The following is a 25,769-nucleotide window of genomic DNA, read 5'->3' on the forward strand; positions in this document are numbered from 1 at the left end:
CACTAGCGGATTGGGCGCAAGGAGCAAGGAAGGCGACGGAAGCCGTTCACAGATTTCTGTTTCTCCCGCCCCCTTCATGGGGGAGGGAGATTGTTCAGCCCCGCAGCTTGCGGGTCAGGGCCTCGACGTCGCGGGCGATCTGGTCGTCCTGGGCCATCAGCTCCTCGATCTTGCGCACACCGTGCAGGACGGTGGTGTGATCGCGACCGCCGAAGCGACGGCCGATGTCGGGATAGGAGCGGGTCGTGTGCTGCTTGCACAGATACATGGCCATCTGGCGCGGGCGGGCCACCGAACGGGTGCGGCGCTCGCTCAGCAGGTCGGCCTGTTTCAGGTTGAAGTGGTCGGCCACCGTCTTCTGGATCTCGTCCACGGTGATGCGGCGCTCGGGGCCGCCGCGCAGGGCGGCGCCCAGCAGGATCGAGGCCTCGTCCACCGAGACGGTCGCCAGACGCGAACCGGCGGCGGCGGCCAGGGTGTTCACGGCGCCCTCAAGCTCGCGCATCGAGCCCGGCGTGCGGTCCACCAACTGGGCCAGCACCTCGGGCGCGGCCTCGCCCTGGACGACGCCGAGGGCCGACAGGGCCTTCAGACGGTTCTGGGCCACGGCGATCTTCAGCTCGCGGTCGCCCGCCTCGACCGGGCAGGTCAGGCCGGCGGCCAGGTGGCTGCGCAGGCGCGGCTCGACCTCGGTCAGGGCCATGGGGGCGCGGTCGGCCGAGAAGACGATCCGTTTGCCGTCCTCGATCAGGGCGGTCAGGGTCGACAGCAGTTCTTCCTGGGTCGAGGTCTTGCCGCCGACGAACTGGACGTCGTCCAGCAGCAGCATGTCGGCCGAGCGCAGGCTTTCCTTGAAGGCGGCGGTCGAACGGTCCTGCATCGCCTTGACGAAGGTCGACAGGAAGCGTTCGGCGGTCAGATAGACCACCTTGGCCTCGGGCCGCAGACGCTGGGCCTCCCAGGCGATGGCGTTCAGCAGGTGGGTCTTGCCGTAGCCGTAGGGGCCGCAGAAGAAGACCGGGTTGAAGTGGCCGTCGGCCCAGCTGGCCACCTGTTTGGCGATGGCCAGGGCGAAGGCGTTGCCCTGACCCTCGACGAAGCTGTCGAAGGTCAGGCGGTCCTGAAGGCCGGCGGCGCGCACGGCGCGGGCGCCGTCGGCGATGGGGGGCACGGTCGGGCTGGCGAAGGCCGCCAGACGCGGGGTGGCGTCCAGGACATTGCCCGCGATCACGGCCGAGGCCGGAGGGGCCGAGCCCACCTCGGCGCGGCAGCGCACGTCCAGGCGGCGGTTCAGGCCGTCCAGGCCCAGCCACAGCTCGTTCATGCGACGCAGGGCGTTCTTGCGGACCCAGTCTCGGGCATAGGCGGTGGGGGTGACCAGGATCAGCTGGCCGGAGGAATCCACGCGAACGGCGGAAGGGGCGATGTAGGACGAGAAGGGACCGTCGCCGATCTCGGCGCGCAGGCGCACCGAGGCCTCATTCCAGATGCGATCCGGATCCGTCATGTTCGATCCGTTCACGCCGCCCGCCATCGCCGTCGCACCCCCAACCATTGTTCAGCCACCCGCTTCAAAAAACCATTCCGACCTTCGGCACTTCAGGGCGACGGTTCAGGGACGACTTCTCCTGCCCCGAAAAGCGATGCTTTTCGGGCGGGGCCGAGCTCCTGGACAGACATCTCCCGCCAACGCGAAACTATCGTCCCGCGCCGTCTTCATCCGTGTTGGGATGGAAGTGCGTTAGAGGCCAAAACTTACGCTGCGAGCCGGTTGGGTCAACGCTGATTCGTTGGTCGATTCGCAGTTAAATTGTTTGACTCCGTCAAACGCTAATCCTGCTTGAGAAATTCGCCTTCCAGGCGCCCCGAAGTCCGTATTCCTGCGTAGAGAGGGTTAACGGCCAAACGCAAAACGGCGAAGGAGCATATGCCCCTTCGCCGTTGAAAAGTCTGCAAAATCCCGTAACGGAACAGCGACAGCCGTTCCGTATCCGGGAAATCCATAAAGGATTTAGGCGGCCGACAGCTTCTTCAGCTGGGCGGCCAGACGCGACACCTTGCGCGAGCCGGTGTTCTTGTGAACGACGCCCTTGGAGACGGCGCGCATCAGCTCGGATTGGGCTTCCACGAAGGCGGTCTTGGCGGCCGTGGCGTCGCCGCCGGCCAGAGCTTCTTGGAACTTGCGCAGATAGGTGCGGACGCGCGAACGGCGCGCCTTGTTCACTTCGGTCCGCGCTTCGATCTTGCGGATCGCCTTGCGGGCGCCGGGGTTGTTAGCCATTTCAAACCTTCGAACGGAAAACGCCGCGGAGCACACGTCCACGGCGCGGAAATCTCAAGAGGGCGGGCCTATAGCCGAAAGCCCGGAGGTGGTCAACGCGCAGTTCCGACAAAGTCAGGTGAGGTGCAACCCGCACCGGGTCGATAAACCTTATTCAACCAAAACATGGCAGCTTCCGATCAGATCGGAAGCCGTATGCCTATAAAAGCCGCAGCCTTTGCCCTCGCCCTCGTCCTGTCGGCGTTTTTCGTACAGGACGTCTCAGCTCAGCCTGCGGCGCAATCGCGGACGCCCCTTCAACTGGCAGAGGCTGTCGAACGGAGGGCCGGCACGACGGATTTCAGGGCGCTTGAGGCGTTCGGCCGCGAGGCGATACGCCGTAACGACCGCGAAGGTCTGCAACGCCTCTATCATGTCGCCTGGATATTTCTGAACCAGGGCGAGTTCGACACGGCCAGGATCTGGAACGACCGGCTCATGGAAGGCGCGCGTCACCAGGGCTCCCACCGCTATATCCAGATCGCCCGGCTGAACGCCCTGGCCCTGCGGTACGACGAGGGCGAGACGGCCGCCGCCGACGAGATGCGCCGGCTCGCGTCGATGGAGCCCGACTGGTTCGCGCGCACGCACGCCACCCGACTGTGGGCGCTGGCCCTGATGGATCGCGATCAGATCGGTGAGGGGCTGAAGCTGCTGACCGACGCCGACGCCTTGATCCCCGAGGGCGACGCCTATGCGCGGATTGCGCAGGCGGGCCTGTGGGAAATGACCGGCATCGGCCTGATGAGGCTGAACGACATCGATGGGGCCACCGCCGCCTTCGGGCGGTTCGAGATCGACTTGGCCAATCCGGACTACCCCCGGCCGGACTTCGACGCCGTCTACAATCTGGCCCGGCTATCGACCCAATTGGGCGATGTCGAACAGGCGAAACGCCTGTATCAGGTTCATCACCGGCTGACGCTGCGCGCAGGCCTGCCCAGCCTGGGGGTCTATGACGCCCGCCTCTGCGCCATGGTGGCCCAGGCCGCAGAGGCGCCGCAGGACGTGCTGCGATGTCTGGCGCCCTATGGCGAGAATCTGGGGGACGCCTCCTTCCTGGCGACGCAATTGCTGCCGGCTCGCGCCATCGCCCGCGCCCAGACCGGACAGATCGAGTCGGCGCGGCGCGACCTTGCGCAAATCCGCCGTCGCATCACCGTAGACCGTTACCGAGAGGAAGCGCGGCTGGAGGTGGCGCATGTCGAGGCCGAGATCCTGTTCGCCGAGGGCCGGGCTGCGGAAGCCTACGTCAAGCTTCGCGCCTACAACAGCGCCGAGCGCGTCGCCGAAGCCCGCGTCTTCAGCGGAGGGATCCGCCAGGTCACCGGCGACATGCAGCACAAGCTGACCGAACGTCGCGCCCAGTTGGAGACCGCGCGCTCGAACACAAGATTGCAGGGCTTGATCCTGACCATCGCCGCAATCTTCATCCTGTCGGCCTTGGCCGCCCTGTTGTGGATGGGAAGCCAGGCCCGGGATCTGCGCATCGCCCGTCGCCGCGCGGAAGAAGCCAGCCGGTCCAAGTCGGAATTCCTGGCGAATATGAGCCACGAGATCCGCACGCCCCTGAACGGGGTCGTGGCCATGGCCGACGCCTTGTCGCGCGCCGGGCTGGAGCCGCGTGAACGCGAGATGGTCGAAGTGATCCGGTCCTCGGCCGTGACCCTGGAACGGCTGCTGTCCGACATTCTGGACACGTCCAAGATCGAGGCGGGCCAGATCGTTCTGGAACGGTCGGTCTTTGATCTGGGCGACACGGTGCGCGGCGCGGCGGCCCTCTACCGGCCGCGCGCCGATGAAAAGGGCGTCGCCCTGCGGGTTGAGGTCGAGCCGACCATCGAAGGCGCCGTCGAGGGCGACGTGGTCCGGGTGCGCCAGGTCCTGTCGAACCTGATCTCCAACGCCTTGAAGTTCACCGAAACGGGATCCGTCGTCGTCGCCGCCGTCGCGGTGGATGAAGATCGGGTCCGGTTCACGGTGAGCGACACCGGCTGCGGCTTTGATGCGGGCCAGAAGGGGCGGATCTTCAATCGCTTCCAGCAGGCCGACGGCTCCATTACCCGCCGGTTCGGCGGCACGGGCCTGGGCCTGGCCATTTCGCGAGATCTGGTCGCGCTGATGGGCGGCGTGCTGGATTGCGACGGCCGGCCCGACGAGGGCGCCGACTTCTGGTTCGAAATCCCGCTGACCAGGGTGGGGGGCGTCCAGTCGCCATCCGCGCCCTTCGGCCCGGGCGACGCCGGCGAGACTGACGCGCGCGCCTTCCCTGCGCGGATCCTGTTGGCCGACGATCATCCGGCGAACCGCAAGGTCGTCGAGATCATGCTGGCCGACATGCCGACCGAACTGGTGGCGGTAGAGGACGGGCGGCAGGCCGTGGAGGCCTTCCGAAAGGGCGGCTTCGACATGGTGCTGATGGACATGCAGATGCCGGTGATGGACGGCCTGACGGCCACCGCCGCCATTCGCGCCCTGGAGACCGGGGAGAACCGCGTGCGCACGCCGATCATCATGCTGACCGCCAACGCCCTGCCCGACCATGTGGAAGCGGGACGGGTCGCGGGCGCGGACGGCCATCTGTCCAAGCCGATCACCCTGGTCGGCCTGCTCGACGGCGTGGCGGCGGCCCTGGCTGCGGCTGAACGGCGGGAAAACCCCGTCGCTGCTTGAGGGGGGGGGGGGGCTGCTTGAGGCGGCGCCGCTTGAGGGTCAGGCGCGGAAGTCGGCGGGTTTCAGTCCGTGGCGCTGCAGCTTGTCGTACAGGGTCTTGCGCGGAATCCGCATCTCCTCCAGCACCGAGACGATGTCGCCCCTATGGGTCTGAAGCGCGCCGCGCAGCAGCTCGCCCTCGAAACGATGCATCCGGTCCGGCAGGCTCAGATCGGCCTCGGCGCCGCCGGACCCCTCGTCCAGGCCCAGGACGACGCGTTCGGCGAAATGGGCCAGTTCGCGGATATTGCCGGGCCAGTCCTCTTCCAGCAGACGGCGGCGGACGCCGTCGGTCACGCTCGGCGGCTCGACGCCGTGGCGGTCTGCGGCGCGACGCAGGAAATGGGCGAACAGCAGGGGGATGTCCTCGCGCCGCTCACGCAGCGGCGGCACGCGCAGCCGCACCACGTTCAGGCGATAATAGAGGTCTTCGCGGAAATCGCCGCGCCGCGCCGCCTCGCTGAGGTCGATCTTGGCCGAGGCGAGGATGCGCAGGTCCAGCACCCGGGGCTCATTGGCGCCGATCGGATGGATCTCCCGCTCCTCCAGCACCCGCAGCATCTTGACCTGGACCGCCAGGGGCATGCTCTCGACCTCGTCGAGAAACAGCGAGCCGTTGTGGGCGCGCTCCACATGCCCCACCCGTCGCCGCATGGCCCCGGCGAAGGCGCCCAGTTCATGCCCGAACAGTTCGCTCTCGATCAGGCCGTCGGGCAGGGCGCCGCAGTTGACCGCGACGAAGGGCGCCAGCCGGCGCCGGCCCCCGTTGTGCAGGGCGCGCGCGACCGCCTCCTTGCCGACCCCGGTCTCGCCTTCGATCAGCACGTCCATTCGGGCGTCGGCGATCTGGGCGATGGTGGCCCGCAGCGCCGTGATGGCGCGCGACGATCCGGCCAGCGGCAGTTCGTGCCCGCCTTCGGCGGCCATGGCGACCAGGCGGCGGTTCTCCAGCACCAGACTGCGCTTCTCCAGCGCCCGGTTCAGGCTGTCCTGCAGCCGCTCGAACGGAAAGGGCTTGGCGACGAAATCATAGGCGCCGTCATGCATGGCGGCCACGGCGTCGGCGATGTCGCCGTGGCCGGTGATCATGATGACCGGCAGACTCGGGTCCAGGGCCTGCAGCCGCGTCAGCAGCTGGCGGCCGTCCATGCCCGGCATCCTCAGGTCGGTCACGACCACGCCGGGGAAGTCTGCGTCCAGCGCCTTCAGGGCGGGCTCGGCCGCCGTGAAGGCGCGCACCTCCAGCCCTTCAAGCGTCAGGCGTTCGACCAGGGCCTGGCGGAAGTCGGCGTCGTCCTCGATCAAGGCGACGGTCTGCGGCAGGAGCGGGCGCATCAAGCGGCCTTCAGGACGGCGACGAAGGTCGCGCCCCGTTCGGCGGGGACCAGATCCAGCTCGCCCCCGAAACTGGCGACGATATCGCGGCAGATGACCAGCCCCAGGCCCAGACCGTTGGCGCGGGTGGTGATGAAGGGCGTGAACAGCTGACGCGCCACATCGGGCGCCACGCCGGGCCCGTTGTCGGCGAAGATCAGCCGCACCCGCTCGCCGTCGCGCGCCACGGCCAGGGTCAGGCGGGCGTCGGTCTGGCCTTCCATCGCCTCGGCGGCGTTCTTGATCAGATTGACGATGACCTGTTCCAGACGGAACTGGTCGGCGCGGACCTGCACGTCGCCGTCGCCGATCCGCTCCAGTCTGACCCCGCGTTCCTCCACCCGCCCGCGCGTCAGTTCCAGCCCGCCCTGGATGGCGTCCTCCAGCCGGATGGCGTCGATGGTCGGCGTGGCCTTGCGTGAGAACAGCCGCAGATCCTGGGTGATGGCGCCGATCCGTTTGGTCAGACCGCCGATGCGCTGAAGCACGTCTCCGACCTTGTCGGGCTGGTCGCGGCTCAGCAACAGTTTCGCGGTCTCTGCATAGGTCCGGATGGCGGCGACGGGCTGGTTGATCTCGTGCGCCACGCTGGCGACGATCTGGCCCAGGGCGGCCAGCTTGCTGGCCTGGACCAGTTCGTCGCGCAGCAGCTCCCGCGCGGCTTCGGCGCGGCGGCGCTCCTCGATCTGGCGGTTCAGGGCCAGATTGGCGTCGTGCAGTTCGCGGGTGCGTTCGTGGATGCGGCGCTCCAGCTCCAGCCGGCCTTCTTCCTCCGCCTGAGCCTTGGCGCGGGCCAGATGACGCCGGCGCAGCAGCACGGCCACGCCCAGGGCCAGAAGGCTGGTGATCAACAGGGCCAGACCGCGCGCGCCCGCCACCGCCGCCCCGATCACCCCCCGTTCGGGCGTCAGCAGATGCAGGGTCCAGTCGGGCGCGGCCGTATCCGTCTCCGAATGCACCCATGTCTGCGGACGGCCGTCGCCGACGGCCGTCCGCACCAGCCGGGGCCGGTCGCCGTTCGGCGTCCGGAAGGGCAGGGGGGACAGGGCGCCGGGGTGGAGGGTGAGGTCGGTCAGGCTGAGGCGACGCCGTCGCTCGTCCATCGGTTCGGTCGAGCGGAAGCGCCATTCCGGGATGCTGGTGACCAGGACGACGCCGCCGGGATCCGCCACCCAGGCGGGCTCGCCCGAGCCGCGCCATTCGGCCTCCAGGTCGTCGAACTCGACCTTCAGCACAACCACGCCCAGGGGCGCGCCGTCCGCTGAGTCCACGCGGCGCGACAGATAGAGGCCGGGGCGGCCGCTGCGGGTGCCCAGGGCGTAGAACTCGCCTTCGGCGTCGCGCATCGCATTGATGAAATAGGGCCGGAACTCGTAGCGCGAACCGACGAAACTGGTCGAGGCCCGCCAGTTGCTGGACGCCAGGGTCAGGCCCCGCGCGTCCAGCACATAGATGACGGCGGCGCGGGTCTGGGACGCCAGCCGCTCCAGCTTGCGGTCCACCCCGTTCACGGCCTGGGCGCTGGGCGTGGTCAGCAGGGCGGCCACATCGGGATCGCCGGCCAGGACGATGGGGATGGCGCGCTGCTTGTCCAGTTCGCTGCGCAGCACGGCGGCGTGCAGGGCGGCGCCGGCCGTCGCCTGGCGTTCCAGTTCGCCGGTCGCATCGCGCCGCGCCGCCTCGCCCGCCACGCCCGCCAGCACGGCGCTCGCCGCCAGCCAGCCAAGCGTCAGCAGGACCCAGGGCTGTCGAGCGATACTCGAAAGTCCTTCGATAGTCAGAGGCGGCGACGAACGAGTCATACGCCTATCTGTGCGATATTTCGCACGACTAGGCCATCGCCTTGTGCGTCCAGCCGCACTGTCGATCCCGATTCTCGACGTATCCTGGGAATATTATGCTGAGAAAACAGCTTTCTAAACCGTATTTCGAAGGGGTTTGGAGGCGGCTTCACCCTGCCGGACACTGGACCTCGGAGCCTCGCCGCAGACGTGGGGCCCGTCGAGGAAACCGCGGGATGGTCCCGCAGTGACAGGAGCCTTCCGTGATCGCGCTTCCCTCCACCGCAGAACCGGCCGTGCGTCGGCCCTTCTACCGGCATCTGTATTTCCAGGTTCTGACCGCCATCGTGGCCGGCGCGATCATCGGCCATTTCTGGCCCAGCTTCGGCGAAAGCCTCAAGCCGCTTGGCGACGCCTTCATCAAGCTGGTGAAGATGATCATCGCCCCGGTCATCTTCCTGACCATCGTCACCGGCATCGCCGGCATGAGCGACCTCGGCCGCGTGGGGCGCGTGGCGGCCAAGGCCTTCGCCTATTTCCTGACCTTCTCGACCCTGGCCCTGATCGTCGGCCTGATCATCGCCAACCTGGTCCAGCCGGGACGCGGCCTGAACATTGATCCGGCCACCCTGGATGTCGGCGCCGTCGCCAAATATTCGGAACAGGCGCATGAGACGACCATCACCGGCTTCCTGATGGGCATCATCCCGGACACGATGGTTTCCGCCTTCTCCGAGGGCAATATCCTCCAGGTCCTGTTCGTCTCGGTCCTGTTCGGCCTGGCCCTGGCCCTGGTCGGCGACGTCGGCAAGCCGGTGCTGAGCTTCCTGGAATCGATCAGCCACGCCTTCTTCAAGCTGGTGGCCATCCTGATGAAGGCCGCGCCCATCGGGGCCTTCGGCGCCTTCGCCTTCACCATCGGCAAATATGGGATCGGCTCCATCGCCAATCTGGCCGCGCTGGTCGCCACCTTCTACCTCACCGCCGTCATCTTCGTGGTCGGCATCCTGGGCCTGGTCGCCTGGGCCAACGGCTTCAACATCCTGAAGCTGATCCGCTATCTGAAGGAGGAACTGCTGCTGGTCCTGGGCACCTCGTCGTCGGAAGCCGCCCTGCCGTCGTTGCTCAGCAAGATGGAACGCGCCGGCGCCTCCAAGTCGGTCGTCGGCCTTGTCGTCCCGACCGGCTATTCGTTCAATCTGGACGGCACCAACATCTACATGACCATGGCGGCCCTGTTCATCGCCCAGGCCCTGAACATCGAGCTGACCCTGCAGCAACAGATCCTGCTTCTGCTGGTCGCCATGCTGTCCTCCAAGGGGGCGGCCGGCATCACCGGCGCCGGCTTCATCACCCTGGCGGCGACCCTGTCGGTGGTTCCTACCGTTCCGGTCGCGGGCATGGCGCTGATCCTGGGCATCGACCGGTTCATGAGCGAGTGCCGGGCCCTGACCAACTTCATCGGCAACGCCGTGGCCACCATCGTCGTCGCCCGGTGGGAGGGCGAACTGGACCGGGACGCCTTGCACGCGGCCTTGAACGGTCCGTCGCAGCCGATCGCGGCCCAGCCCGATCCGGCGGCCGGCCCCGGCGACAAAGAGCTGGTCACCGCCGACTGAGTTCCTTCCTGCACAGGCGCCGTCGCGAAAGCGCGGCGCCTGTACTGCATCCGGCGCTTGCCCAACGCTGATACGCATTTCTGCTTATAGCCATTTGGGCCTTCCTTAACAGTCGCACCCTATGAGCGTTATTCATGATTATTCACCGCTCCCTCGCAGCGGGTGTCGGCCTCGCCGCGCTCGCCACCTCCGCCTTCGCCCAGTCGTCAACGCCGACGGCGGAAGAAATCGCCGCCCTGCGCGCCCAGGTGCAGGCCCTGTCCGCGCGCCTCGAACAGCTTGAGGCCCAGTCGCAGGTCCACGCTCAGACGGCCGTCGCCGCGCCCGCTGCCGCGGGAACGCCGGCTCCGGCCGCCGCCGCCGCGCCGCGCCCGGTCGTCCAGGCCGCCAGCGCGCCCTCCAGCGTCGATTGGTCGAGCGGCCTTCCCGAACTGCGCAGCCCGGACGGCGGCTTCACCTTCAAGCCGCGCATCCGCGTCACGGCCGACCTGTCCAACACCTTCGGTTCGGACTTCGACGGCCGCAACCTGACCACCACCGAACTGCGCGGCCTGCGCCTGGGCGCCCAGGGCAAGACCCCCGGGGGCTTCAGCTACTGGATCGAAGGCGACATCGCCGACAATGCGATGAGCGTCGCCAACGCCTTCATGGCCTATAACCGCAAGCTGGGCGGTCGTGATCTGGAGATCTCCGCCGGCCAACGCCTGAACGACCGCGGCGTCGAAGGCGGCACCGCCGAAGACGTCACCCCGTTCCTGGAACGCAGCCTGATGGTCTCGACCATCGGCCCCGAGCGCGGCGCCTACGGCGTCGGCCTGTCGTCCAAGCTGACGGGCAGCGTCTGGCACGCCTCGCTGTCGGTGACCGGCGACGCCATCAGCACCGGCACGGCCAACGACTCCGTCACCCTGATGGGCCGCACCCATTGGTCGCCGTTCAAGACCGACGCCGGCTTCCTGCATCTCGGCGCTTGGGGCTTTGTCGAGGATCTGACGCCCAATGCTTCCGTGGCTTCGCGCAGCCTGGTCGTCTCGTCGCGCGGCAACGACAATCTTCGTCTCTCGGGCGGAACCTACGCCGATCCCAAGGGCAGCAAGGGTCTGGGGCTGGAACTGGGCGGCGTGCACCGTTCGGGCTGGCTGATGGCCGAAGGCGGCAAGCGCGTCGTCGAGACCGCCGCGCGCGACTTCGATCAGGACGCCTACAGCATCTCCGCCGGCTTCTTCATCACCGGCGAGAAGCCGCCCCTCTCGCCCCGCACCGGCACATGGGGCCGTCCCAAGGTTCTGAACCCGCTGGGAACCGACGGCTACGGCGCGGTCGAGATCGTCGGCCGCTACGACACCGCCGACTACAGCGACAACCCGACCGGCGGCGAAGGCGACACCTGGTTGCTGGGCGTCAACTGGTATCCCACGAACACCACCCGCGTCTCCGCCCACTGGAGCGCCTGGTCGGTCGACAACCGCACCGGGACCTTCGTCGGCGACGACAGCGGCAACACCGCCACCGTCCGCGTCCAGACCGCCTTCTAGACCTGAAACCCGCCCGGAACGGTCCGCCGTTCCGGGCTTGCGCCCCAAAGCCGCCGAGATGATCGCATGAACCCGAAGAACATCCCGATGCAGCGGAAACTGGCGATCGCCTTCGCCCTTCTGCTGACCGTAGCGGCCGCCATGATCGGGGCGGTCTTTTTCCAGCTGTCGGAGATGAAGACAGCCGCCGAACTGAACGCCGAGAGCAAGTCGATCATCGACCACACCCATGTGGCCGAGAAGGGCTTCATCCGCCTGAACTCACAGATGCGCGGCGTGCTGTTGACCGGAAACGCCGATTATCTCGAAGTCTACCGCAAGGGCTGGGAACAGTTCGAAGCCTCGGTCGCCGCTCTGGGCGCCGCCAACCTGACGCCGGAAGAGCAGGCGCTGGTCGATAAGGCCAAGACCGACGCGGCCGCCTGGCGCGCCGAGTTCGGCACGCCGCTGACCGAGGCGGCGCTGGATCCTTCGCGTATCGAGGCCGCGCGCCGCGTGGTGATCGATTCCGGCGATCGGGTGCGCGTCACCCACATCACCAAGGCCGTCACCGAAATCCGCGATATGGAGATCGAGCGGATGAACGTGCGCGACGCCGAACAGGCGTCGGCGATCACCGCCTCCTTCATTGCCCTGGCGGTCGGGGGGCTGATCCTGGTCGCCGCCGCCGTCTTCCTGGGCGTGCAACTGTCCATCCTGATGGTCGCGCCCGTCCGCCGCATGACCGGTGCCATGTCGATCATGGCCAACGGCAAGCTGGACGTCGCCATCCCCGACACCGACCGCAAGGACGAGGTCGGCGCCATGGCCCAGGCCATGCAGATCTTCCGCGACAACAGCCTGCGCGCCAAGGCGCTGGAGCTCGAAACGGAAACGATGCGCGACGAGTCGGAAGTCGAGCGTCGGCGCCGCGAAGCCGCCGCCGCGCAGGAAGCGGCCGAGAATGCGGTCGTGATCGAAAGCCTGGGCAAGGGGCTGTCCGCCCTGGCGGACGGCGATCTGCTCTACCGCATCGACGCGCCCTTCCCGGCGCGCAGCGAGGTCCTGAAAACCGATTTCAACCGTTCGATCTCCCGTCTGGAAGAGACGGTCACCGGCGTGCTCGGCTCGGTCCGCGGCATCGACTCCGGCGCCGGCGAGATCAGCCAGGCCTCCGACGACCTGTCGCGCCGCACCGAACAACAGGCCGCCAGCCTGGAGGAAACCGCCGCGGCCCTGGACGAGATCACGGTCACGGTCCGCAAGACCGCCGAGGGCGCCACCCAGGCCGCCACGGTCACCAGCGGCGCCCGCCAGAGCGCCGAGGCCTCGGGCGCGGTCGTGATGAACGCCGTCCAGGCCATGCAGAAGATCGAGGACGGCTCACGCCAGATCAGCCAGATCGTCGGCGTGATCGACGAGATCGCCTTCCAGACCAACCTCCTGGCCCTGAACGCCGGGGTCGAGGCGGCGCGGGCCGGCGAGAGCGGACGCGGCTTCGCGGTGGTCGCCTCTGAAGTGCGGGCCCTGGCCCAGCGCTCGGCCGAGGCCGCCAAGGAGATCAAGACCCTGATCAACAGTTCGGGCGCCGAGGTCGAGAACGGCGTGCGCCTGGTCAGCGAGGCCGGTTCGGCCCTGCAGGCCATCGCGTCCCAGGTCAACGACATCAGCAATCTGGTGGTCGAGATCGCCGCCTCCGCCAAGGAGCAGGCGACCGGCCTTCACGAGATCAATGTCGCCGTCAACCAGATGGACCAGGTCACTCAGCAGAATGCTGCGATGGTCGAACAGGCGACGGCGGCCAGCAACGCCCTGCGCCAGGAGACCGCCGAACTGTCGGCCCAGGTGTCCTTCTTCCAGGTCTCGGGCGGAAAGCCGGTCTCAGCCGCGCCCGCAGCCCCGTCCGCGCGCTCTGCGCCCCGCCCGTCCCCTCGCCCGGCCCCGCGTGCGGAACAGCGCGTGGTCAAGGTCGCCAACGGCCGCGACATGACGGTCGGTTCGAACGACGACGGCTGGGAAGAATTCTGATCAGAAGGGGGCGGGACCAAGGTTCCGTCTCGCCCTGTCTTCGGACGTGCAAGACCCGAGTCCAACCCTGTTGAACGCGCCGTCGATCCGTTTCCGTCGCACAAGTTCAGGCTGTGTGGGGTGCATGCAACGCTTTCCAAAACGTCATGAATTCCGCCGCTTTCCAGCCATGTTTTTCACGCCCAAAGGGCCTGAAATCTACATTCTGGACCACGGTTTTAATGACTCCGACCGCGCTCATGCTGCTCGCACTGGCTCCGACCGCCAGCGCCGCCGATATCCAGCCTTTGCAGCAGGAAGAGGTGACGACGGTCCTGCCCGACATCGAGGTGACGGCCGCCAAGCGCGGCGTGGCCCTGGGCGGGCAGGAACCGATCGTCTCGTATGACGCCGCCCAGATCCAGGCCTTCGGCGCCACCAATATCGGCGAACTGGTGACCCTGCTGGAGGCCCAGACCCGCAGCGCGCGCGGCGGGTCCCCGGTCTTCCTGGTCAACGGCCGTCGCATCTCCGGCTTCCGTGAAATCCGCGGCATTCCGCCCGAGGCCATCGAGCGGTTCGACGTCCTGCCGGAAGAGACGGCCCTGTCCTACGGCTACAGCGCCAACCAGCGCGTCGTGAACATCGTGCTGAAGGCCGACTTCCGCTCGCTGACCGCCTCGGTCAACGTCAGCCGGTCGGACCAGGGCGGCCGGACGACGACGGCAAGCGAGAACAACCTTCTCAAGATCGCCGGGGCCGACCGCTGGTCGCTGGACATCAACGGCGAGAGCAGCAACGCCCTGTACGAGACCGAACGCAATATCGACCGCACCGACTCGAACAGGGTCGACTCGGCGGGCGACAACGGCGAGCGGAACGCCTATCGCACCCTGCTGCCGCGCGCGGCCGAGGCGTCGGTCGCGGGGACCTACAAGCACGACCTGAACGACAAGGTCGGCATGACCCTGAGCGGCAGCCTGGAGGACAGCAGCAGCCGCAGCTACTCGGGTCTGCCCGGCTTCAGTCTGAGCCTGCCGGCCGGCAACCCCTGGTCGCCCGGCGGGGCGGCGGCCGATCTGTATCGCTACGTCGGCCTGCCGGACGCCCTGCAGCGCCAGACCAATACGCGCGCTGCGGAACTGGGCACGGTGTTCGACGGCTACCTCGGGGACTGGCGCTGGACCGCCACGGGCGAATACAGCCGCACAGAGACGGACACCACCACCGGACGCGGCGTCAGCGCCGCCGCCCTGCAGGCCGCGATCACGGCGGGCGACACGACCGTGAACCCGTTCGGCGACCTGACCGGCGCGGTGACGACGTCCGCCCGCGACACCGCCAATTCGATCTCCCAGTCGGCGGAAGCCGAACTGGTGCTGAACGGCACGGCCTGGGAACTGCCGGCCGGCGGCGTCACCACGACCTTCAAGGTCGGAGGCGAACATCAGTCCCTGGATTCCGAAAGCGTCCGTTCAGGCGTGACGACCGACCGGTCCCAGTCGCGCGACCTGGGCAGCATGCAGGCCAATTTCGATCTTCCGATCTCCAGCGTCGATCGCGGCGTCCTGCCCAGGATCGGCGATCTGTCGGCCAATATGAACCTGGCCTATCAGGAACTGTCGGACTTCGGCGGCGTCTCGACGCTGGGCGGCGGCCTGAACTGGTCGCCGGTCGCCCGATTGTCCCTGTCGGCCAACTATTCGGACGAGGACAAGGCGCCGACGATCCAGCAACTGAACGATCCCACCATCTCGACGCCGAACACCGCCGTCTTCGACTATTCGACCGGCCAGACCGTCCAGGTCGTCCAGATCACCGGCGGCGATCCGAACCTGAAGGCGGAGAACCGTCGAATCCTGAAGCTGGGCGTCAACTGGCAACCGCTTTCGGCCACCGATCTGCGCCTGAACCTCGCCTATACCCGCACCAAGGTCGAGGATGAGATTTCCGGCTTCCCCGCCATCACCCCCGACCTCGAAGCCGCCCTGCCGGAGCGGTTCACACGCGCCGACGACGGCACGCTTCAGTCCATCGACGCCCGTCCGCTGAACTTCGCCAGCCGCGAGCAGCAGGACGTCCAGTGGGGCTTCAACTTCTCCAAGCCCTTCGGCAAGCCCAATCCGGCCATGATGGGTCAGAGGCCGGGCGGCCCAGGCGGCCGGCCCCCCGGGGGGGCGATGCGTATGGGCGGCGGGCCGGGCGGTCCAGGCGGTCCTGGCGGCGGGCGGCTGCGCGGCTCCGCCGCTCCCGGCATGCAACCCGGCCAGGGCATGTTCAACTTCTCCCTGACGCACACCTGGCGCGTCCAGGACGAGGTGGTGATCCGCGACGGCCTGGCGCCCCTGAACCTGCTGGACGGGGATTCCATCTCCGGCTCGGGCGGCCAGTCGCGTCACGAGGTCCAGGTGCAGACCGGCCTGTTCAAGAACGGCTTCGGCGCCTTCGTCAACGCCAACTGGCGGTCGGGCACGACGGTCGAGGGCGACACCGCGGGTTCGGCCGATCTGGACTTCTCGGACCGCACGACGGTCAATCTGTTCGCCTTCGCCGATCTGACCCAGCGCACCGCCTGGGTCGAACGTTTTCCCTTCCTGAAGGGATCACGTGTCGGTCTGGGGGTGCAGAATATCTTCGACGACCGGACGTCCGTCACCAGCAGCGACGGGGCGACGCCGGTCAATTATCAGCGCGACTATCTGGACCCGCAGGGGCGGGTGTTCCGGATCAACCTGCGCAAGATCCTGTACTGATCCGAGGGGCAGGGCGGGGACCACGCCGTTCCGCCCTGTCGGCCCTCCGACCTGTCAGGGCCAGACCACCGCCAGGGCGATCAGGACGGCGATGGCGACGAAGGCCAGGGGAAAGAACAGACGGTCGGACATGGCGACAGCCTAGCGGCCGCCCCAGGCCGCCACAAGCCGAGCGCGCGGCGCCTGGGCTGTGCGTTGCAACACGGCGGGGCGCGCAAGCCTTGACCGGCTCATGACTGCGGCTTACCCGGACAGACTGTTTTGCCGAGGACTGATCGAATGCCGCGCCTGATCCTGCTCCGCCATGGCCAGAGCCAGTGGAACCTTGAAAACCGTTTCACCGGCTGGGTCGATGTTGATCTGACGGCGGAAGGCGAGGCCCAGGCGCGTCGCGGCGGCGAACTGATCGCCGAGTCCAGGTTCACCCCTGCGGTCATGTTCACCTCGGTTCTGACGCGCGCCAAGCGCACCGGCGCCCTGGCCCTGCAGTCGGCGGGTCTGACCGATATCCCGGTGATCGAGGACTGGCGCCTGAACGAGCGCCACTACGGCGGTCTGACCGGGCTGAACAAGGCCGAGACGGCCGAGAAGCACGGCGAGGATCAGGTCAAGATCTGGCGCCGCAGCTATGACGTGCCGCCGCCCCCGCTGGCGCCGGGCGGCGAATTCGATTTCAACGCCGACCCGCGCTACGCCGACAAGCCCATCCCGGACACCGAAAGCCTGAAGACCACGCTGGAGCGGGTCGAACCCTATTGGAACGCCGAGATCGCCCCGCGCCTGAAGGCGGGCGAGGACGTGCTGATCGCCGCCCACGGCAACTCCCTGCGGGCCATCGTCAAACTCCTGTTCGCCGTGCCGGACGACAAGATCGTGGGCGTGGAGATCCCGACGGGCAATCCGCTGGAGATCGATCTGGACGCCGATCTGAAGCCGACCGCCGCCCGCTATCTCGACGCCGCCCGCGCCGAAGAGCTGCCGACCGTCGCATGAGCTGGACCGACGCCGACCGCGCCTTCATGGCCCAGGCCATCGATCTGGCCACCGCCCGCATGGGCGAGACCTGGCCGAATCCGGCCGTGGGCTGCGTCATCGTCAAGGACGGTCGGATCATCGCCCAGGCCGCCACGGCGCCGGGCGGGCGTCCCCATGCCGAGGAACAGGCCGTGCCGGCCGCCGGGGCCGAGATCGAAGGCGCGACCGTCTATGTCACGCTGGAGCCCTGCGGCGCCCGGTCGTCGGGCCGCCAGTCCTGCGCCCATTTCCTGACCGAGGCGGGGGTGGAGCGGGTCGTCATCGCCTGTCTGGACCCCTCGCCCTTCGCCGCCGGGCGCGGCACCGAACGTCTGCGCGCGAAGGGTCTGACGGTCGAGACCGGCCTGATGTGCGACGAGGGGGCGGCCCTGTGCGAGGGCTTCCTGCACCGGTTGGAGACGGGGCGGCCCATGGTGCGGATCAGCACGGACGGCGTGGGCTTTGACGGTCGGTTCGTCGCTGCGGCCAAGGCCGATCTGGTGACCGAACTGAAGCGGCTGGGCGAGGCGGGCTACACCCGCCTTTGGACATCTGCGGGGGATCTGGCCGACGCCCTTCGCGAACAGGGTCTGCTGACCGAGTGACAACCGCCTGTTGCGCAAGGCTTTCTTAAGCCGGTTGCGGTTAATCTGGCTGAATGGTCCAGGCTGCTGAACCCCTTGTACGCAAGCGCCTCACCCAGGCGGAGCTGGACCTCGTCTGCGCCCGGCACGACCGTCTGTTCCAGGCCCGCCCCGGCGGCGCCCGCGCGGTCTTCGCCTGGCTCGACATCTCCGGTCTGAGCCTGAAGGGACGCAACCTGGCCGACGCCGACTTCGCCGCCGCCTGTCTTGAGGGGTGCGACCTGACCGGGGCGAAGCTGGACAACGCCATCTTCTTCGGCGCGGACATGCAGGACGCCGTCCTGGCCGACGCCAGCCTGCGTCGCGCCGACCTGCGCGGCGCCTGTCTGCGCGGGGCCGACCTGTCCGGCGCGGACCTGTTCGAGGCCGACCTGCGCGAGGGCACCATCGCCGCCGCCGACGCCAAACTGGGCTTCAAGGTGATCGAGCCGCGCCAGCGCGAGGAGACCGAGGCGACGGGCGCCTGTCTGGCCGGCGCCAACCTGCAACGCTCCAAGATGTCGGGCGTCATCGCCATCAAGGCCGACTTCTCCGGCGCGGTGATGAAGGACTGCAAGATGGTCCGCGCCAACCTGAAACAGGCCGATTTCCGCGGCGCCGACCTGGCGGGCGCAGACCTCTCGGGCGCCAATCTGTCGGGCGCCGACATGCGCGACGCCATTCTGGTGGGCTGCAAGATGACCATGTGGTGCGCCGACGGCGCCAATATGGAAGGCGCCCTGACGGACAAGAGCACGGTCGGCGAGTCCGTGGCCCGGATGCCGGCGGCCGAAATGCTGCGCGAACACGCCCGCTGGTGCGAAACGGGCGGAAGCGAGGGCCAGCCCTCGGTGTTCGACGGCGTGGATCTGCGACCGCTGAAGTCGATCACCGGCCTGAACCTGACCGCCCTCTCGGCCAAGGGCGCGATCTTCTACGGGCTGGATATGGAGGGGGTGCAGTTGCAGGGCGCGCATCTGGAGAACGCCGACCTGCGTTCGGCCAACCTTCATCGCGCCGACCTGCGCGGCGCACGCCTGAAGAACGCCAAGCTGAACGGCGCCGATCTGCGCGGCGCCCAACTCGGTCCCCTGCTGATCGCGGCCGACCGGTTGCTGTCGGCGGACCTGACCGGGGCGGTGCTGAGGGGAGCGGACCTGTCGGGCGCGGATCTGCGCCGGGCCGTCATGACCGGCGCGGACCTCGGCCGGGCGACCCTGCACGGCGCCCAAACCCGTCAGCTGGACCTTACGGGCGCCAATCTGACGGGCGTTCGCGGCCTGACCCTGGACGATCAGGCCGCCTGAGCGATCAGGCCAGCGCCTTCAACTGCTCGACCAGATCGGTCTTTTCCCAGCTGAAACCGCCGTCGGCGTCCGGCTCACGGCCGAAATGGCCGTAGGCGGCGGTGCGGGCGTAGATGGGCTTGTTCAGCCCCAGATGGCTACGAATGGCGCGCGGGGTCGCCCCGCCGATCAGGCCCAGCAGCTTCTCTTCCAGCAGGGTCTCGGAAATCTTGCCGGTGCCGTGCAGATCGACGTGGATCGACTGGGGCTTGGCCACGCCGATGGCGTAGGAAATCTGGATGGTGCAGCGGTCGGCCAGGCCGGCGGCGACCACGTTCTTGGCCAGGTAGCGGCAGGCGTAGGCGGCCGAACGGTCCACCTTGGTCGGATCCTTGCCCGAGAAGGCGCCGCCGCCGTGGGGCGCCGCGCCGCCGTAGGTGTCGACGATGATCTTGCGGCCGGTCACGCCGGCGTCGCCGTCCGGCCCGCCGATCTCGAAGATGCCGGTCGGATTGATGTGCCAGACGGTGTTCTCGTCGGTGAAGCCCTCGGGCAGGACTTCCAGGATATAGGGTTTGACGATTTCGGCGACCTGTTCCGAACTCAGCCCCTTGGCGTGCTGGGTCGACAGGACGATTGAGGCGGCGCGCTTGGGTTTGCCATCCTCGTATTCGATCGTCACCTGGCTCTTGGCGTCGGGCTCCAGTTGCGAGCCGCCCGCGTGGCGGACGTCGGCCAGGCGTTTCAGGATGTTGTGGCTGTACTGGAGGGTGGCCGGCATCAGCTCCGGCGTCTCGTTCGACGCATAGCCGAACATGATGCCCTGGTCGCCGGCGCCCTCGTCCTTTTCATTGGTCGAGTCGACGCCGACGGCGATGTCGGCCGACTGGGCGTGCAGGTGGCAGGCGTATTCCGCCGTTTCCCAGTGGAAGCCGTCCTGCTCGTAGCCGATGTCCTTGACCGCGGCGCGGACCAGAGGCTCCAGGCTGTCGATGATGGACTGGGTGAAGGCCTCGTTCTGTTCCTTGGTGTTGCCCGGCTGGGTCGCGCGGACCTCGCCGGCCAGGACGATCCGCTGGGTCGTGACCAGGGTCTCGCAGGCCACGCGGGCCTCGGGATCCTTCGACAGGAAGGCGTCGACGACAGTATCCGAGATACGGTCGGCGACCTTGTCGGGGTGGCCCTCGGAGACGCTTTCCGAGGTGAAGAGGAAGGAAGAACGAGCGGCCAAAAGAGGCTCCTGTCAATGTCAGCCCGGCAAACATATAAAGACATGCTTATATGTTCAAGTGATCTTCCCGTCTTTGGTTCGCAGGAACCACGCCGTGTCTGGTCGTGCCGGTGAAATCCGCTATGACGAGGCGGGGAGCGCGTGAATGCCTGAAAGCCTGTCGCCAAGAGAGATCGAGTGCGTTCGCCTGGCCGGCCTGGGCCTTGAGGACAAGGAGATCGCTGCGCGATTGGGCATTTCCCCCCGCACGGTCGGCAACCACCTGCATCGCGCCTACGTCAAACTGAAGGTCTCGGACCGCAGACTGGCGGCCCGGCGGCTGAGTAACGGCTACTCAGGGGAGCCGATACTCATTCCCGAACCGGCGGAAGACGGGCTTGGTGATGCGGCGTCGGCCGGACAATCGGACGACGACGGCCCGCTCGTTCGGTCCGCCTGGTCCTTGCCGGCTCCGCCTCGCGGCGTCGGCGCACGACTGGCGGTCATCGTGGCGGGGGCCGCCGTCGCCCTCTTGCTCGCCATCGGGATCGTGACGGCAGGCATGGTGGTTCCCTCCCTGTTCGACCGTATCGCTCCCGAATGGGCTCGCTGACGCGGGGATCCTTTTGGAGGACGGCAGAATGCGAAACATGAACGTCGGGGTGAAAGTCGCTCGCCAGGTCAGGACCGCCGAACACGCGATCGACCAGGCCATGATCGAGGTCTGCAAGCTGATCCAGACCGCGCTCGAGGGGCGGCTCGAGGCGCGTCTGGCGGCCGAGGTCGGTCAGGCGGCGCTGGAGGACATCGTGACCGGTCTGAACCGGCTCACGACGGTTCGTGCGGCGGTCGCCGCCGGCCACGCGGGGCTGTCGATCGTGGCGGACGACCACGCGATCGGTTGGCGTCTGGACGGCATGGGCGAGGACAAGGGCAAAGCCCAGGCGTCGGCGCCGTCCGGCGTGTTGCACCTGGCCGCCTGATCGGTTCTGACGGAATGCCTTCGCCGCTCTGGATCTTCGGCACGGCCCTGACCATTCTGGCGCTCGGGCTGCTCCTCTGGAAGGGGGGGCGCCCCGAACGGGAGGCCGCCGCAGGGCTTTTCGTCGTGCAACTGGTTTCGGGCTGGGTCGATCACCTCGTCATCGGTGGTCAGTTCCGATGGGCGGTGGCCGCCGTTTCCGTCAGTCTTCTGGTCTGGTTCGTCCGACTCAGCCTTCGCTACGACCGCTGGTGGCTGCTGTTCGCGGCCGGGGCCCAGCTTCTCGCGCTCGGCACTCACGTCGCATCTCTGTTCGGATCCGACGTCCTCACCTGGTCGATCGTGACGACGCGGATGGTGGTCTGGGTGGAGATCATGATCCTCGGTCTGATCGGCGTCTGGGAAGCGACCTCGGCCCCCTACGCCAGATCTCGATCCCTCAGCGCCAAGTCGCGCATCGCCTGAAATCTACAAGGACATCACAGCGTGAACACCCAACCTCCGAAGACCTTCATGCCGCTTTTCCGGTCATGGTTCGACACGACCCGACTGGCCGAAAAACTCGGCGGAGCGGGACTCTCGGGCAGCGAGGACAATCTGCTGGCCGACCTGGATCTCGGGCCGATGGTCGAGGCGGAGACGAGCCTGCTCAACCACCAGCCCGCGAACGCTGCGGAGGCCGCCTGTCTGCTTGAGGTCGTGCGCCAGAACATCGCCGATGCGGGACGCTCCGACGGTCTCGATCTTCGTGCGATCGTCGCGGTCCAGACCTGGCTCGCCGATGCTTCGGCCGGCGCGCGGGGCGGCGAACCGGTGGAGCGGGTGTTGAGACAGACTCAGGTCTGACGGATCAGTCGCGCAGGCCCTTGGCCACGACCAGGAGGGCGTCGCGCTTTTCAGCGTCCCGGATGCTGCGGAAGGCGGACAACAGTTCCGCCACGCCCGGCGCGGCCAGAGCCAGTTCGTCGCCCTCGGCCGTCTCGAGTTCGCCCAGCAGAGCCGCGCCCGTGGACTTCAGCACCGCTGCGATCTGCAGCAGGCGTGCGGCCGAGACGCGGTTGACGCCCCGCTCATACTTTTGAATTTGCTGGAAAGTCACGCCGGCGCCGGCGGCCAGTTGCGCCTGGGTGATGCGGAGTTCCTCGCGACGGGCGCGAATGCGGGCGCCGATTGCGATGTCTACTGGGTCGACTGCGTCGTTCATCTTGGCCTTCGGGCGTGCGAGAATACCTGCGTCAGGCCTGAAAATGACAAGGGCGTCAAGCCAAAGCTCGACGATACGGGAATCCTACGTACCGAGAATAGGTAAATATTCAACTTGAGGGAGAGGTTGCAAGCGAATCCTTCGCAACTGAAACGAAAGTAACCAAGACTGTTCCAGTCGATACTGGAGTCTCAAGCTCGCCTCAGGTGAACAGGATACCTTATGAGGCCGTTTCAAGGGACTGAAAACTGACCCAAGGGAAGCCTGAAACTACCATCCGGATCCGAAATCGATACGCCCGCAGCGACCCGATACTGGGCCTCGCACCCAGGTTCAGGGTGAACACTCTTCTATTTGAAGGCCCGGAAACGGTGGTGCCGCTTGCGTGACTCGAACACGCGACCCCCTCATTACGAATGAGGTGCTCTACCGGCTGAGCTAAAGCGGCCCGGTTGCGAAGGCGAAGCAGCCCGCGCGAGAGGGGCTCTTTATACGGGCGTATCGCGCTTGCCAAGCGCCGCTTTCAAGGTCGCGAGCAATGTGGCTTCGTCCGGGGCGTCCGCCACCGCCGGCGTCAGGCCGACGGCGCTCAGGGGCGCGGCGGCGGCGGGCGAGATACAGGCGATCACGACGCCGGCCAGGCGCGCCGCCGGCAGGGAGACGGGAACCAGGGCGGCCAGGGCCAGGGCCGCGCGCGGGGAGTGGATCAGCACGGCGTCGAACGCCTCTGGCGGCGCGGCGGCGGCGGTCGGGGCGGTGCGATAGACGCTCAGGGGGTGCAGGCTGACGGCGCGGGCGTCGGCGGCGGCCAGGGCGGCGGCGAGGTCGCCGGCGGGCGTCTCGGCCTGGGGCGCCAGCAGGGCGGCGTCGCTCAGTTCAGCGGCGATCCGGCGGGCGAGGGCGGTCAGGTCGCCCGAGGCGGAGCGGACGGCGACGAAGCCGGCCTCGCGCGCCGCCTGGGCGGTGGCGTCGCCGACGGCGAAGACCGGCCGGTCGCGCCGCGACGTCAGGGCGGCGAAGGCGGCGACGCCGTTCCGGCTGGTGAAGGCCAGGGCCGCGAACCGATCCAGATCCGGGACGGGCGGGCTCAGGGTCTCCACCGCCAGCAGGGGCTGGATCAGGGGCGTGAACCCCATGTCGCGCAGACGGGCGGCGGTGCGCGACGCGCCGGGCTGGGCGCGGGTGATCCAGACGCGGGGGCTCTGATCCGCGGCGCCTGGGGCCGTCATCCGTCCAGGCTCGCCGGATCGACCTCCTGATCGCCGGCGAAGGCGTGGACCTCGCCGCCCAGCCGTTCGCCCAGGGCGCGGGCGTCGGCCTCGGTGGGCTGGAACAGTTCGCCGACGCGGCGCCAGCGGGCCGAGCCGTCGGGGCTCAGCATTTCGGTGGTCAGGCGCAGGGTGTCGCCCTCGATCAGGGCGTAGGCGCCGACGGCGGTGCGGCACGATCCCTCCAGCGCGGTCATGGCCCCCCGCTCCGCGGCCACGGCGACGGCGGTCTCCGGGTGGTTCAGGGCGGCGACCCAGGGGGCGTCGATGTCGTCGGCGCGGGTCTGGATGGCCAGGGCGCCCTGGCCCGGCGCCGGCAAAAAGGCGTCCAGCGACAGTTTCTCGCGGATATGTTCGGTCACGCCCAGCCGGGTCATGCCCGAGACGGCCAGCAGTATGGCGTCGAAATCCCCCTCGGCGGCGCGGCGCAGCCGGGTGTCGATATTGCCGCGCAGCATCTCGACCTTCAGATCGGGCCGCAGGGCCAGGGCCTGGGCCTGGCGCCGCAGGCTGGCGGTGCCCAGCCGCGCGCCGAAGGGCAGTTGGTCGAAACTGTCGAAGTCGCGGCTGATGAAGGCGTCGCGGGCGTCCTCGCGTTCCGGGATGGCGGCGATGCACAGGCCCTCGGGCTGTTCGGCGGGCACGTCCTTCATCGAATGGATGGCGATGTCGATTCGCCGGTCCAGCAGGGCCTCCTCGATCTCCTTGGTGAACAGCGCCTTGCCGCCCATCTCCATCAGGCGGCGGTCCTGGATCCGGTCGCCGGTGGTGACGATCTCGACCAGGGGCACGGCGGCCTCGATCTCGGCCTCGGCCACGCCGAGCGCCCGGCCGATGGCCCGCTGCATCATGCCCGATTGGGCCAGGGCCAGCTTGGACCGCCGGGTGCCGATGCGGAGAGGAAGGTTCATGATCGTTGCTTACCGGACGCCGGATCGCTACCTCGACCCGATGGAGAGTTCCGCCGACTATAGCAGCGGCGCCGCAGCGGCAACCGGACGCGATGTCCGACCCCTGACGGTGCTGGGTCTCGAGACCAGCTGCGACGAGACCGCCGCCTCGGTGGTGCGCCTGCACCCGTCCGAACGGGGCGGCCGGGCCGAGGTCCTGTCCTCGGTCGTCCACAGCCAGATCGACGACCATGCGGCCTATGGCGGCGTCGTCCCCGAAATCGCCGCCCGCAGCCATGTCGAGATGATCGCCGGGGTCACGCGCCGCGCCATGGCCGAAGCCGGCCTGGGCTATGACGGCCTGGACGGAATCGCCGCGACGGCCGGGCCGGGCCTGGTCGGCGGCGTCATGGTGGGCCTCAGCTTCGGCAAGGCGGCGGCCCTGGCGCGGGGCCTGCCCCTGGTGGCGGTCAATCACCTGGAGGGGCATGCGGTCTCGGCCCGGCTGGGGCAGGAGGTCGCCTATCCCTTCCTGCTGCTGCTGGTCTCCGGCGGTCACTGCCAACTGCTCGAAGTGCGCGGCGTCGGCGACATGAGCCGGATCGGCGCCACCATCGACGACGCGGCTGGCGAGGCCTTCGACAAGATCGCCAAGGCCCTGGGCCTGGGCTATCCGGGCGGGCCGGCGCTGGAACGGTTGGCGGCGCAAGGCGACGGATCGAAGATCGATCTTCCGCGCGCCCTGCTGGGCCGCAAGGACTGCGACTTCTCCTTCTCGGGTCTGAAGACGGCCGCCTTCCGCATCGCCCAGACCTGCGAGACCGAGCAGGACAAGGCCGATCTGGCCGACGCGGTCCAGACCGCCATCGCCCGGCAATTGTCGGATCGCTCCGAGCGGGCCCTGGCCGCCTATGCCGAGACCCACGATCACCGGCTGTTCGTGGTCGCGGGCGGCGTGGCCGCCAACAAGACCATTCGTGCGACCCTGCAGGCGACGGCGGAGAAACACGGCTTCGACTTCCTGGCGCCGCCCATGGCCTATTGCACCGACAACGCCGCCATGATCGCCCTGGCGGGAGCCGAGCGCCTGGCTCTGGGGCTGACCAGCGACATCGACGTGGTCGCCCGGCCGCGATGGCCGCTGGACGAAGCCCGCGCCCTGGCCGATCCTTCGCACAAGCCGGGCCGCAAGGGCGCGAAAGCATGACCAAC

At 68.1% G+C, this 25,769-nt stretch carries 21 protein-coding genes and 1 tRNA gene; 13 read left to right on the plus strand and 9 right to left on the minus strand.

The window, feature by feature from the left end:
- Positions 1 to 94: 94 nt before the first annotated feature.
- Positions 95 to 1,534, minus strand: a complete 1,440-nt coding sequence (gene dnaA / locus ACP7CK_RS15000) for a chromosomal replication initiator protein DnaA (RefSeq protein WP_008258751.1) — start codon at positions 1,532 to 1,534, stop codon at positions 95 to 97.
- A 477-nt stretch (positions 1,535 to 2,011) separates the two neighbouring features.
- Positions 2,012 to 2,281, minus strand: a complete 270-nt coding sequence (gene rpsT / locus ACP7CK_RS15005) for a 30S ribosomal protein S20 (protein WP_008262250.1) — start codon at positions 2,279 to 2,281, stop codon at positions 2,012 to 2,014.
- 195 nt (positions 2,282 to 2,476) lie between these two features.
- Here rpsT and ACP7CK_RS15010 point away from each other — a divergent pair, with 195 nt between their 5' ends.
- Positions 2,477 to 4,993: an ATP-binding protein gene (locus tag ACP7CK_RS15010; RefSeq protein WP_426026539.1), complete on the plus strand. Its 2,517-nt coding sequence runs from the start codon at positions 2,477 to 2,479 to the stop codon at positions 4,991 to 4,993.
- 39 nt (positions 4,994 to 5,032) lie between these two features.
- Here the strand turns inward: ACP7CK_RS15010 and ACP7CK_RS15015 are convergent, their stop codons facing one another.
- Together ACP7CK_RS15015 and ACP7CK_RS15020 are read right to left on the minus strand one after the other, a co-directional pair.
- Positions 5,033 to 6,367, minus strand: coding sequence for a sigma-54-dependent transcriptional regulator (locus tag ACP7CK_RS15015; RefSeq protein ID WP_426026540.1), 1,335 nt, complete (start codon positions 6,365 to 6,367; stop codon positions 5,033 to 5,035).
- Positions 6,367 to 8,208, minus strand: a complete 1,842-nt coding sequence (locus ACP7CK_RS15020) for a sensor histidine kinase (protein ID WP_426026541.1) — start codon at positions 8,206 to 8,208, stop codon at positions 6,367 to 6,369. The genes ACP7CK_RS15015 and ACP7CK_RS15020 overlap by 1 nt, the downstream gene beginning before the upstream one ends.
- Positions 8,209 to 8,450: 242 nt before the next feature.
- Here ACP7CK_RS15020 and ACP7CK_RS15025 point away from each other — a divergent pair, with 242 nt between their 5' ends.
- The 7 genes from ACP7CK_RS15025 to ACP7CK_RS15055 all read left to right on the plus strand — a co-directional run bounded on the left by ACP7CK_RS15025 (position 8,451) and on the right by ACP7CK_RS15055 (position 19,024).
- Positions 8,451 to 9,806, plus strand: coding sequence for a dicarboxylate/amino acid:cation symporter (locus tag ACP7CK_RS15025; protein WP_035307914.1), 1,356 nt, complete (start codon positions 8,451 to 8,453; stop codon positions 9,804 to 9,806).
- 134 nt (positions 9,807 to 9,940) lie between these two features.
- Positions 9,941 to 11,341, plus strand: coding sequence for an OprO/OprP family phosphate-selective porin (locus tag ACP7CK_RS15030; protein ID WP_426026542.1), 1,401 nt, complete (start codon positions 9,941 to 9,943; stop codon positions 11,339 to 11,341).
- A 66-nt stretch (positions 11,342 to 11,407) separates the two neighbouring features.
- Positions 11,408 to 13,348 carry a methyl-accepting chemotaxis protein gene (locus tag ACP7CK_RS15035; protein WP_426026543.1) on the plus strand — a complete coding sequence of 647 codons (1,941 nt, stop codon included), beginning with the start codon at positions 11,408 to 11,410 and terminating at the stop codon, positions 13,346 to 13,348.
- Positions 13,349 to 13,587: 239 nt separating this feature from the next.
- A complete protein-coding gene (locus tag ACP7CK_RS15040) occupies positions 13,588 to 16,080 on the plus strand; it encodes a TonB-dependent receptor plug domain-containing protein (RefSeq protein WP_426026544.1) in 2,493 nt (830 codons plus the stop codon).
- 279 nt (positions 16,081 to 16,359) lie between these two features.
- Positions 16,360 to 17,073 carry a 2,3-diphosphoglycerate-dependent phosphoglycerate mutase gene (gene gpmA, locus ACP7CK_RS15045; protein ID WP_372705334.1) on the plus strand — a complete coding sequence of 238 codons (714 nt, stop codon included), beginning with the start codon at positions 16,360 to 16,362 and terminating at the stop codon, positions 17,071 to 17,073.
- Complete coding sequence (locus tag ACP7CK_RS15050) at positions 17,070 to 17,699, plus strand: bifunctional diaminohydroxyphosphoribosylaminopyrimidine deaminase/5-amino-6-(5-phosphoribosylamino)uracil reductase RibD (RefSeq protein ID WP_008263703.1); 630 nt, start codon at positions 17,070 to 17,072, stop codon at positions 17,697 to 17,699. Before gpmA ends, ACP7CK_RS15050 begins: the two co-directional genes overlap by 4 nt.
- Positions 17,700 to 17,752: 53 nt before the next feature.
- On the plus strand, positions 17,753 to 19,024 hold the full coding sequence (locus ACP7CK_RS15055; RefSeq protein WP_292147237.1) for a pentapeptide repeat-containing protein: 1,272 nt from the start codon (positions 17,753 to 17,755) through the stop codon (positions 19,022 to 19,024).
- Positions 19,025 to 19,028: 4 nt separating this feature from the next.
- Here the strand turns inward: ACP7CK_RS15055 and metK are convergent, their stop codons facing one another.
- The gene (metK, locus tag ACP7CK_RS15060; protein ID WP_035307925.1) at positions 19,029 to 20,234 is read right to left on the minus strand and encodes a methionine adenosyltransferase; all 1,206 of its coding nucleotides are present in this window, start codon (positions 20,232 to 20,234) and stop codon (positions 19,029 to 19,031) included.
- 145 nt (positions 20,235 to 20,379) lie between these two features.
- On the opposite strand from metK, the gene ACP7CK_RS15065 reads away from it, so the two are divergent.
- Genes ACP7CK_RS15065 through ACP7CK_RS15080 form a run of 4 tightly spaced genes read left to right on the plus strand, consistent with a single transcriptional unit; the run spans position 20,380 to position 22,041 of the window.
- Positions 20,380 to 20,826: a helix-turn-helix domain-containing protein gene (locus ACP7CK_RS15065; protein WP_292147236.1), complete on the plus strand. Its 447-nt coding sequence runs from the start codon at positions 20,380 to 20,382 to the stop codon at positions 20,824 to 20,826.
- A 28-nt stretch (positions 20,827 to 20,854) separates the two neighbouring features.
- A complete protein-coding gene (locus tag ACP7CK_RS15070; RefSeq protein WP_426026545.1) occupies positions 20,855 to 21,196 on the plus strand; it encodes a hypothetical protein in 342 nt (113 codons plus the stop codon).
- Positions 21,197 to 21,210: 14 nt separating this feature from the next.
- Positions 21,211 to 21,660 (plus strand): hypothetical protein, encoded by a 450-nt coding sequence (locus ACP7CK_RS15075; protein WP_426026546.1) that lies wholly within the window; start codon positions 21,211 to 21,213, stop codon positions 21,658 to 21,660.
- Between the two features lie 21 nt (positions 21,661 to 21,681).
- A complete protein-coding gene (locus ACP7CK_RS15080; RefSeq protein ID WP_426026547.1) occupies positions 21,682 to 22,041 on the plus strand; it encodes a hypothetical protein in 360 nt (119 codons plus the stop codon).
- Between the two features lie 4 nt (positions 22,042 to 22,045).
- Here the strand turns inward: ACP7CK_RS15080 and ACP7CK_RS15085 are convergent, their stop codons facing one another.
- From ACP7CK_RS15085 to hemC, 4 genes are all read right to left on the minus strand, one after another.
- The gene (locus tag ACP7CK_RS15085; RefSeq protein WP_008262454.1) at positions 22,046 to 22,399 is read right to left on the minus strand and encodes a helix-turn-helix domain-containing protein; all 354 of its coding nucleotides are present in this window, start codon (positions 22,397 to 22,399) and stop codon (positions 22,046 to 22,048) included.
- A gap of 372 nt (positions 22,400 to 22,771) precedes the next feature.
- Positions 22,772 to 22,847, minus strand: a tRNA-Thr gene (locus tag ACP7CK_RS15090).
- 40 nt (positions 22,848 to 22,887) lie between these two features.
- Positions 22,888 to 23,628 (minus strand): uroporphyrinogen-III synthase, encoded by a 741-nt coding sequence (locus ACP7CK_RS15095; protein WP_292147228.1) that lies wholly within the window; start codon positions 23,626 to 23,628, stop codon positions 22,888 to 22,890.
- Entirely contained in the window at positions 23,625 to 24,578 is a 954-nt protein-coding gene (gene hemC / locus ACP7CK_RS15100) for a hydroxymethylbilane synthase (protein ID WP_008260252.1), read from the minus strand. Before hemC ends, ACP7CK_RS15095 begins: the two co-directional genes overlap by 4 nt.
- Here hemC and tsaD point away from each other — a divergent pair.
- A complete protein-coding gene (tsaD, locus tag ACP7CK_RS15105) occupies positions 24,577 to 25,764 on the plus strand; it encodes a tRNA (adenosine(37)-N6)-threonylcarbamoyltransferase complex transferase subunit TsaD (protein WP_372705329.1) in 1,188 nt (395 codons plus the stop codon). The two genes, hemC and tsaD, sit on opposite strands and share 2 nt — an antisense overlap.
- The last annotated feature ends 5 nt before the right edge of the window (positions 25,765 to 25,769 follow it).

It is taken from the genome of Brevundimonas sp. TSRC1-1, from assembly GCF_049898245.1.
In the GTDB taxonomy this organism is placed as follows: Bacteria; Pseudomonadota; Alphaproteobacteria; order Caulobacterales; family Caulobacteraceae; genus Brevundimonas; species Brevundimonas mediterranea_A.

Coding starts and splice junctions, on each gene's coding strand:
- dnaA (WP_008258751.1), bottom strand. CDS start 1,534: ATGGCGGGCGGCGTGAACGGATCGAACATGACGGATCCGGATCGCATC.
- rpsT (WP_008262250.1), bottom strand. CDS start 2,281: ATGGCTAACAACCCCGGCGCCCGCAAGGCGATCCGCAAGATCGAAGCG.
- ACP7CK_RS15010 (WP_426026539.1), top strand. CDS start 2,477: ATGCCTATAAAAGCCGCAGCCTTTGCCCTCGCCCTCGTCCTGTCGGCG.
- ACP7CK_RS15015 (WP_426026540.1), bottom strand. CDS start 6,367: ATGCGCCCGCTCCTGCCGCAGACCGTCGCCTTGATCGAGGACGACGCC.
- ACP7CK_RS15020 (WP_426026541.1), bottom strand. CDS start 8,208: ATGACTCGTTCGTCGCCGCCTCTGACTATCGAAGGACTTTCGAGTATC.
- ACP7CK_RS15030 (WP_426026542.1), top strand. CDS start 9,941: ATGATTATTCACCGCTCCCTCGCAGCGGGTGTCGGCCTCGCCGCGCTC.
- ACP7CK_RS15035 (WP_426026543.1), top strand. CDS start 11,408: ATGAACCCGAAGAACATCCCGATGCAGCGGAAACTGGCGATCGCCTTC.
- ACP7CK_RS15040 (WP_426026544.1), top strand. CDS start 13,588: ATGCTGCTCGCACTGGCTCCGACCGCCAGCGCCGCCGATATCCAGCCT.
- gpmA (WP_372705334.1), top strand. CDS start 16,360: ATGCCGCGCCTGATCCTGCTCCGCCATGGCCAGAGCCAGTGGAACCTT.
- ACP7CK_RS15050 (WP_008263703.1), top strand. CDS start 17,070: ATGAGCTGGACCGACGCCGACCGCGCCTTCATGGCCCAGGCCATCGAT.
- ACP7CK_RS15055 (WP_292147237.1), top strand. CDS start 17,753: ATGGTCCAGGCTGCTGAACCCCTTGTACGCAAGCGCCTCACCCAGGCG.
- ACP7CK_RS15065 (WP_292147236.1), top strand. CDS start 20,380: ATGCCTGAAAGCCTGTCGCCAAGAGAGATCGAGTGCGTTCGCCTGGCC.
- ACP7CK_RS15070 (WP_426026545.1), top strand. CDS start 20,855: ATGCGAAACATGAACGTCGGGGTGAAAGTCGCTCGCCAGGTCAGGACC.
- ACP7CK_RS15075 (WP_426026546.1), top strand. CDS start 21,211: ATGCCTTCGCCGCTCTGGATCTTCGGCACGGCCCTGACCATTCTGGCG.
- ACP7CK_RS15085 (WP_008262454.1), bottom strand. CDS start 22,399: ATGAACGACGCAGTCGACCCAGTAGACATCGCAATCGGCGCCCGCATT.
- ACP7CK_RS15095 (WP_292147228.1), bottom strand. CDS start 23,628: ATGACGGCCCCAGGCGCCGCGGATCAGAGCCCCCGCGTCTGGATCACC.
- tsaD (WP_372705329.1), top strand. CDS start 24,577: ATGATCGTTGCTTACCGGACGCCGGATCGCTACCTCGACCCGATGGAG.
- hemC (WP_008260252.1), bottom strand. CDS start 24,578: ATGAACCTTCCTCTCCGCATCGGCACCCGGCGGTCCAAGCTGGCCCTG.